The organism is Streptomyces yunnanensis, assembly GCF_029011865.1.
GTDB classification, from domain to species: Bacteria; Actinomycetota; Actinomycetes; order Streptomycetales; family Streptomycetaceae; genus Streptomyces; species Streptomyces yunnanensis.
In genome coordinates this window covers 9,704,553-9,708,724 of sequence record NZ_CP095749.1, presented here as the reverse complement: position 1 = coordinate 9,708,724, position 4,172 = coordinate 9,704,553, and the positions used below count along the sequence as shown (strand labels likewise).

2 protein-coding genes are annotated in these 4,172 nt (G+C 71.5%); both read right to left on the bottom strand.

Annotated features, from left to right (window positions below; all coding sequences use genetic code 11):
- Positions 1-354: 354 nt before the first annotated feature.
- Positions 355-1,071 (bottom strand): LuxR C-terminal-related transcriptional regulator, encoded by a 717-nt coding sequence (locus tag MOV08_RS42715; protein ID WP_420834265.1) that lies wholly within the window; start codon positions 1,069-1,071, stop codon positions 355-357.
- A 326-nt stretch (positions 1,072-1,397) separates the two neighbouring features.
- Complete coding sequence (locus MOV08_RS42710) at positions 1,398-4,169, bottom strand: ATP-binding protein (RefSeq protein WP_275311539.1); 2,772 nt, start codon at positions 4,167-4,169, stop codon at positions 1,398-1,400.
- Positions 4,170-4,172 lie beyond the last annotated feature (3 nt).

Genomic DNA, 4,172 nt, shown 5'->3' with positions numbered 1-4,172 from the left:
GTTCGCCACGTTCCAACCCATCTCAAGACCGTCGGGCAGCAGAGGATTTCGATGTGGGCATCCGGCACTGGGGGACGGCTGTTCCACTGCGACTGAGTTTTCTGCGTGCCCTGCACAAGGCAGCTCGACTTCCCGCACGCCACGCACCCAGTCTCTATGGGGGTGGCCATGGAATTCCGTAGAGTCGGCAGGGCCCCGGCCCCGCCGCACACGGACGGGCCGGGGTGCCGCGGATCCTCGGCGGCACTCCCGGCGCCTGGTACCTACTCGGCTCGCCTTCCGCACGGGCCAGGTCCCGAAGCCGGACCTCGGCCCGCGTCCGCACGGCGAACCCTCAGAATGCGGAGCGGGGTACTACTTGATGAAGTCGTCCACGACACGGGGCGGCCAGGTCCCCACCGTCAACACGCCCATCGCATAGGCGCGGGAGACCAGGGCCGCGCGGTTCGGGGCCTTCAGTTTCCGCAGCAGTCCGGTGACGTGATACTCCACACCGTGCTGGCTGAGATACAGCCGGGACGCCAGCGGAATCGTGGACAGGCCCGCCGCGATTCCTTCCAGAATTCGTGCGTCGATCTCGCTGAGAAGTTTCCTTCGCGGTGCCACCACCGCATCGTCCTCAGCGCTCTCGCCCGACCGCATCACCACGAGAACCGCGGTGGGGTCGGGGCCGTAGCCGCGCACGGCGGCGGCCGTGAGGCTGCCGTTGAACACGTCGCCGGTCGGCCGCAGCGCCACCACCTGCGTGGCGAACCGGTCCCGGCGCCCCTCCAGCAGCCGCTCGAACTGCCGCATGAGCGGCTGCCGCACGCTGGGGTGCACCAGCTCGCGGAAATTGCGCCCGAAGACGTCGGGTGCCGTCGTCGAGGAATCGGAGGGCAGTGGGGCGAGCACGTCCGCGGAATCCTCGGCGGGGGTCGCGAATTGGTGGAAGAAGTCTTGATTGGCCTGACGGATCGTCAGCGCTGGGTCCAGTACGGATATGCACACGCTCGGCCGCTCCTCCCCCCGGACCGCGGTACCGGCCGTACCGGCCGCACTGTGGTCTGTCGACAGCTGCAGAGAGTCCACCAGAGCAGAAATCCTCAAGGGACCGACATCCTTTCCAACCCCCGCTTGCACACCAGGAATCAGGAGAGATCGAACGAGAAGGGGAAATCCAGAGAATCAAGTAGGCCAGGGGATCCGATGGCCCGGCATCCGCCGAGCAGGAATTCCGAACTCCCCTGCACAATCGACACTAAGGATCGATCCGGACGAGCGTCAACGCTCACCCGCCCCCCACCCCTAATCCTGCGGTCGGACACTCCGCACGGTACGGTCCCGCCGCGATCTTTCGGCCCCCCGAACACCCGAACCGATTACCGCCGGTATCCCCTGGCCGTGAGCGGCTTTCGTCACGGCTTGCTCAGCGCGACGCAATCGCCCTGCGCCCGCTCCGCCCGCTCCAGCAGCTCGCGTCGCCCCGCGACGCCCAACTTGCGGTAGCACGACGTCAGACGCTTCTCCACCGCACGGGTGCTCACGCCCAGTTCCTCGCCGATCTCCTGATTGGTCAGGCCGCGGCGCACCAACGAGACGACCTGGCGCTCACCACGGGTGAGCGGAGCCTCCTGACTGGGAGCGGCGGCTCCCAGGGCCGCACGGGCGCGTTCGGTCAACCAGGGTGCGCCGCAGGCGGTGGTGAGGTCAACGGCTTCGCGCAGCACCGTCTGCGCCTCCTTGCCGCCTTCCAACGTGCGGCCCAACTGGAGCAAGGTGCGGGACAGTTCGAGCGTGTTGGAGGACGCGCGCAGGACCTCGGCGGACTCGCGCAGTGCGGAGACGCCCCCTCCGCCGGGCAGGAGGGCGTTCAGGCGCAGTGCGCGGCCCAGAGCGGCGGGCGCCGCCCACCGTCGCGCCCAGGCCAGTTCCTCGTCGGCCAGCGCCATGGCCGGCCGGGCCTCACCCAGGTGGTGGTGGAGGACGATGGCGCGGGGCCGCCAGGGGAAGAGGACGGAGTTGCGCCAGCCGGCCGCTTCCAGCTGCCGGCCGCAGGCCAGGAGGGATTTGAGGGCGTCGGCATCGTGGCCACGGCGGGTGTCGAGCGAGGCCCCGAGCAGTTGCCGCATGACCGTCGTGGCGAGGCTGGCCGGCCAGCGCTTCCCGGAGTCCTTCAGGAGGCGTTCGACCAGCTGGACGTTGCCGGATTCCATGGCCACCGCGGCCCGGATGACCGCGGTCGGCTCGCGCCAGTCCGCGTCGGCCAGTGCGGCGGCCCGGTCGGCCAGTTCGTGGGCCTGGGTCAGGTGCCCGCGGGCGAGCTGGAGCAGGGCGTTCTCGGCGTGCACCCCCGCGTGCAGCGGGTCGGTGTGCGACTCGCAGGACACCTTGATGCCTTCCACCGCGTCGGCGGCGTACAGGGCCAGCACGACCAGCGGCAGTGCGGTGCGGGCACGCGCCGAGGTCACCGGCTCGCGCTCCAGGATCTGTTCGGCCAGGGCTGCGATGTCCGGTGCCGGCAGGGCGCTTGAGAGGACCCCCGCGTTGATCAGTACGGCTGCCAGTTCGCGGGCGCCACTGCTCTCCAAGGGGGGTGTGGTGCCCAGTGAGCGCAGGCGTGCCACCGCGCCGGTCAGCTCCGCCGGGTTCTCGTGCCCGGCGTGCCACAGACGCGCCTCCAGGCGCAGGGCGATCTCGCGGGGACTCCCCTGGTGCGGCGCCGTGGGCGCGAAGTCCTCGGAGACTTCGCGCAGCAGGTCCACCATGGAGGAGGTTGCCTCGCCGAGGAAGCTGGGCGGGATCAGCAAGGTGGCGACGGCCCGGTCGGTGGCCGACGACAGCAGGCGGACGGCCTGGCTGATGTGGCGTTCGCAGGCGACGGGGTCGCTGCCGCGTTCGGCTTTGGCCAGGTCGATCAGCAGGCGTGCGCGTTCGCTGTCGCCCACGCTGCTCTCCAGCAGCGCGCGCCGCAGGTAGCGGGCGGCGGCGTCCGGCGCACCGCAGCGCAGTGCGGCTTCCGCTGCCGTCCGCAGGACCCCGCTGGCCCATGGGCGGTGGGTGGCGGTGACGGTCATCAGCAGCTCTGCGACATGCTCGGCCGGGCGGCCGGCCTGGTGGAGGATTTCGGCCGCCGCGTCCCGGGAGCGTTCGCATTCGGCGATGGTGAGGGTGGATTCGACGGCGTCGCCCACGACGCGGTGGAGGAAGCGCGGCGTGTCGTGGGGGGCGAGCAGGCCGAGGAGGCGCAGGGCCCGCAGGGCGCGCTGATAGCTGATGGTGTCCAGTCGCGCATGGCGTTGGATGAGGTCGGGCTCGCCGTGGTCGCCGAACGCGGCGATGGCCGCGGCCACGTCGCGTACGGGGCCGGGCTGGGTGTGGAGGCAGCCGGCCAGCCGATCGCGGAGCTGGGCGGGGCGCGAGGTGCGGGCCCGGTCGGCCTGGTCGGCGGTGGGCCGGTGGCCGTCGAGGGCCTGTTCGCGCAGGACGGACCGGAGGAAGAGCGGGTTGCCGGCGCAGGTGTCGTGGCAAGCCTGGGCGTAGCGGTCCTCGGCGGGTTCGCCCAGGTGGTGCCGGATCAGGGCTCGGGTGCCGTCGAGCGAGAGCGGGGCGGGACGCAGGACCTCTCCGGCGTCGGCGAGGTCGCCGACGAGCGGGTGCTGGGCCCGCGGGTCGCCGTCCCGCAGGGTGCACACGAGGGCGAGGCGCATCCCGTGTGCGCGGCGGACCAGGTAGGCGAGCCAGCGCAGGGAGGGCAGGTCCACCCACTGCAGATCGTCGATGAGGAGGAGTACGGGGGTGGTTGCGCAGACGTCGGCCAGCAGCGACCGCAGGCCGTGCAGCACGGCTTCGGAGACGGGGGCGTCGTGGTCGCCGAGGGTGGGGAGGCCGCCGGCCGGGACCGCCTGGGCGCCGTCGGTGTCGTGGTCGCCGGGGGCGAAGGGGGCGTCGCCCAGGAGGGGGCCGAGGAGTTGATGGACGATGCCGAAGGCGAAGTCCTGCTCCATGGGGGCGGCGTTGGCCCGTAACACGCGTAAGTCGCCCGGCGGCGAGGCGCCGGCCTCCTGGAGGAGCGTGGACCGGCCGATGCCCAGGGGCCCGGTCAGGAGGAGTACGGAGGGTCTGCCCGCCTGCGCCTGACGCACTGCGGCGTCGATGCGTGCCAGTTCGGATTCCCGCTCGTACAGCATCGG

What these genes read in the sequence shown, in the direction of transcription:
- MOV08_RS42710 (WP_275311539.1), bottom strand. Translation starts at nt 4,169, where the DNA reads ATGCTGTACGAGCGGGAATCCGAACTGGCACGCATCGACGCCGCAGTG.